The sequence below is a fragment of the Westiellopsis prolifica IICB1 genome, assembly GCF_004323185.1.
Lineage (GTDB): Bacteria > Cyanobacteriota > Cyanobacteriia > Cyanobacteriales > Nostocaceae > Pelatocladus > Pelatocladus prolificus_A.
Map to the genome: position 1 here is coordinate 824339 of NZ_NAPS01000001.1, position 3325 is coordinate 827663.

The window sequence follows — 3325 nt, forward strand, 5'->3', positions numbered from 1 at the left end:
AAAATGCTTAAAAATGAAATTATATAATATTTCTATATTTTTAATGTTCATAAAATGTATATCTACTCACTAATATTTTCTTGAAATTCTGACTTTGTTCTTACTAAAATTTTGCACTATTTTCAATAGTTTGAGGGTGAGTACTAGCCAGAAAATTTCAATTTAGATTTTTGGATTTTGATTTTTTACTCTTGCGCTTTGATTTCCATAAATGGTGATTGAGTACATCAATTCCAGCACCTTAGCGGAAAAATGCGAGTCCCTATACCTCAAAATACTAGTACCCATACCCCAAAAATTTTTTTGAATACTGCTGCGATGCGAATTATCAGCTTTGAGTACAAACTTAATTAATTTAATAATTTTGATCCGGCTGCAAACAACTCTTCTCGACTAACCCAGCTGCTATAAAAACTATAGGATTTACGCAGAGATTCCCCTCTACCCCCCCCTGCAAAGGGGGGGACTTCTTAAGCCCTCATATATGTAAGCAAAATGAACTAAAAAGTGAGCAGCTTTGAATGTGTAAGTTCTCTGACAAATATTTAGATTTTGATAACTGATAGGGCTTAACTTTTGGGTGTTCATACCTTAATTATTATACAGGGTAAATCAAGACAAAAAGGTACCGTCTCAGGGGGTGCATACTGCCTAGCAAGAAAGAGCCAAAATGAGACTACAAATTTCCAAGTTTCTCATAGTTTGTTTACTGACTTTAATAGTGCTTTCACCTGAGCTAGTAGTTTTGAGTATGGTTTGGGAGCAGCATATGCAGCTAGTTGAAATACAACATTTAAGTTGTAAAGTAGAGCAAATACAAGCAGGTGTATTTAGTATTATTGGCAGCCAAAACCCTGATTTATTAACTCTTGATCAAGAATGTCAAAATTTTGCTCAAGATGCAGCTACCGTTAAATTTTTTGATGCCAAATTTCTGCATATCTTGCTCACTCCTACTCGACTATATAAAGTTGTTGATTGCTTGAAATGGTTCTTTTTTTTATTTCCTATAGGTTTGGGAATATTCTTTTTTTTATATGACAGGTATCTTGTTTATCGCGCTACAGTTTTTCAACGACAAGTAGATAAGCTAGAAAGGTTATGGCAAGAAAGTATCGAACAATAAGGAAAGCGCAATAAAACATGACAATTACAGAAGAACGCCAAAATTTATACTTTGATTTGATTGATCAATTACTTAGCTGTCCTAATGGTCAGGAACCAGAAGTTTTAGAAACTCATCCAGAATTACTTGATGCTGGTTTTATACAAACAATACTACAAGTGGCTGCTGTATTTGCCCATCAAGGTAATGATGAAGGAGCAAAGTTTTTAATTCATGTTGCGCGTGAATTATCGAAACAATTAGGGCTATATCCTGAAATTCCTGAAGTCCCAGCTAAGGAGTAAAGATGTTATTGACTGCAACTGACGCAGGACAAATCGCTTTAGAATTTCTGATGGCTGAGTGGAATGTTCTAGAAGTAGATAGAGAGTGGTTTGTCATTGTAAATTCTCGTCTGATTGGTATGAGTTGGTACATTGTAGAAATAGCCATAGAGGGATTTCCTGATCGATGGTATATGCAAGTTTATGACACTGGAGAATGTGACCCAGACTATACATTTATATCTCCGATTCGCGGTTCAGAAGGATACGCTGATTTGACAGATTTACCAAGATTGGTAGCTGAGGTATTAGTATCAGAACGTCATTTTCGCTAATCAGTAGCAAGAAAAAATCAAATATTTTATATATTGCTTGTGTGTTGTTCTGTTTGTGACGAAATTTTTGATTTCTCACAAACTTTTCTTTTTTTGTGTTTACTTAATTCATATGGCAATCCTATATAATTCAATACGGTTCAGATAAGACCACAATCTCTTGTAGAGACGCGCCATGGCGCGTCTCTACAGGTCAAATTTTTGCACTAAAAATCCTTAACTGAACCGTATTGCTATATAATTTGTGAAAATCGCAAAGTCCAGATAGCCGACTTCTTTAAGAAGTCGGCTATCTTGTGGAATGCTATAAAATCTGTTATTTATATATTATAAAATTATAAATTTTAGTGTTTTTTATAGAATTTAGTCATGTAAATATGACAAAATCATGCTATATTAATATTGTGATAAAGCTTACACAAATAGTGCATGGTGGCTAAAAAACTATTGATTTAAAAGAGAATTAAGAATGAGGAAGGAACTGTTAATTTTCTTCTTTAATTCTTCAGACTTAATTCTATCTTTTGCCTTCTTGCAATAGGTTTTGTCATGATTAGAGAAGACATATTATCCAAAGAATATCTGAGAATAGTCAAAAAATACTACCCCAAAATCGGAGAATTGTTAGATGACTGTTATGTGAAAGTCATTACCAATTATTGGGGACGACCTCCAAAACGCTTGCGCTACATTGGGATTTATTGTTCTAATGAAATGATGCCTCTCGTGCAAGTCCACAAAGAAATACTCCGAGATTTAGCAGAGAACATGGGGTTAGTTCAAGTAGTTTTCCTAAATGCTTCACGACTGTTACGCGATCCAATGTCGAAAATCAAGCAAGCAGATCCGCGCTTGTGGTTAGATTTGCATTGGGTAACAATGTCTGAACAATAGCGATCGCAATCAAAAATGAAAACTAGAACTTTCTGCAATGACGACTACCCAGCGCGATCGCATAACAATATGATCGCAAAGCTTTCCAGAAGTTGGTTGTTGATTGTTGCTTGGTAAACACCAAACAACAATTAACTATCAACAAATCTTAAATCAAGGGCTAACATGATGAAAAAACCCTTCTTACCTCCAGATGACATGCCACCCAATGAGGTGACGCCACAGGATAGAATGCTGTATCTGGAACTAGAACAATCAATTGGTGCGTGCTTTTTTCAAGGGTGCGATCGCATCACACAAATGTTATTGTCTACTTGTCAGTGGTATCTCACAACCAAAGACGGTAGTCTCAAATTAATCATTGACTCCCCAGACATAGTAACTTATTGGCATATCGTCAACAATATTCCTCAGCTAGGAAACAAGCTAGAAAAATATAGCAGTGACGCCAAAATCCGCGTTTATCCTCCCATGGGTAAAGGAACACCATTTGAAATTAGCGTCAATGAAATTTCAGCGTATCGAGATTGGCTTTAATTTGTATTGTCCAGATTCCCGACTACTTTTATGAAGTCGGGGAGCTAATACCAATTCGTAATACTCGCACTGCGGTGCGATCAGCAAGCTACGCAAGTAAGAAACTTAGATAAATCCCGGTTTTGGGGGTTTAGCTATGTTGCTTGATTTTGGAGAATTGGTATTAAAAC

General features: G+C 35.8%; 5 protein-coding genes. All 5 read left to right on the plus strand.

Annotated features, from left to right (window positions below; translation table 11 throughout):
- Positions 1 to 670: 670 nt before the first annotated feature.
- The 5 genes from B4U84_RS03555 to B4U84_RS03575 all read left to right on the plus strand — a co-directional run bounded on the left by B4U84_RS03555 (position 671) and on the right by B4U84_RS03575 (position 3155).
- The gene (locus tag B4U84_RS03555; RefSeq protein WP_131115581.1) at positions 671 to 1126 is read left to right on the plus strand and encodes a hypothetical protein; all 456 of its coding nucleotides are present in this window, start codon (positions 671 to 673) and stop codon (positions 1124 to 1126) included.
- A gap of 17 nt (positions 1127 to 1143) precedes the next feature.
- Positions 1144 to 1410 carry a hypothetical protein gene (locus B4U84_RS03560; protein ID WP_017309749.1) on the plus strand — a complete coding sequence of 89 codons (267 nt, stop codon included), beginning with the start codon at positions 1144 to 1146 and terminating at the stop codon, positions 1408 to 1410.
- 2 nt (positions 1411 to 1412) lie between these two features.
- Positions 1413 to 1724, plus strand: coding sequence for a hypothetical protein (locus B4U84_RS03565; RefSeq protein WP_017309748.1), 312 nt, complete (start codon positions 1413 to 1415; stop codon positions 1722 to 1724).
- Between the two features lie 549 nt (positions 1725 to 2273).
- The gene (locus B4U84_RS03570) at positions 2274 to 2618 is read left to right on the plus strand and encodes a hypothetical protein (RefSeq protein WP_017309747.1); all 345 of its coding nucleotides are present in this window, start codon (positions 2274 to 2276) and stop codon (positions 2616 to 2618) included.
- A gap of 165 nt (positions 2619 to 2783) precedes the next feature.
- Positions 2784 to 3155 carry a hypothetical protein gene (locus tag B4U84_RS03575; protein WP_510650796.1) on the plus strand — a complete coding sequence of 124 codons (372 nt, stop codon included), beginning with the start codon at positions 2784 to 2786 and terminating at the stop codon, positions 3153 to 3155.
- Positions 3156 to 3325 lie beyond the last annotated feature (170 nt).

What these genes read in the sequence shown, in the direction of transcription:
- B4U84_RS03565 (WP_017309748.1), top strand. Translation starts at nt 1,413, where the DNA reads ATGTTATTGACTGCAACTGACGCAGGACAAATCGCTTTAGAATTTCTG.
- B4U84_RS03555 (WP_131115581.1), top strand. Translation starts at nt 671, where the DNA reads ATGAGACTACAAATTTCCAAGTTTCTCATAGTTTGTTTACTGACTTTA.
- B4U84_RS03560 (WP_017309749.1), top strand. Translation starts at nt 1,144, where the DNA reads ATGACAATTACAGAAGAACGCCAAAATTTATACTTTGATTTGATTGAT.
- B4U84_RS03575 (WP_510650796.1), top strand. Translation starts at nt 2,784, where the DNA reads ATGATGAAAAAACCCTTCTTACCTCCAGATGACATGCCACCCAATGAG.
- B4U84_RS03570 (WP_017309747.1), top strand. Translation starts at nt 2,274, where the DNA reads ATGATTAGAGAAGACATATTATCCAAAGAATATCTGAGAATAGTCAAA.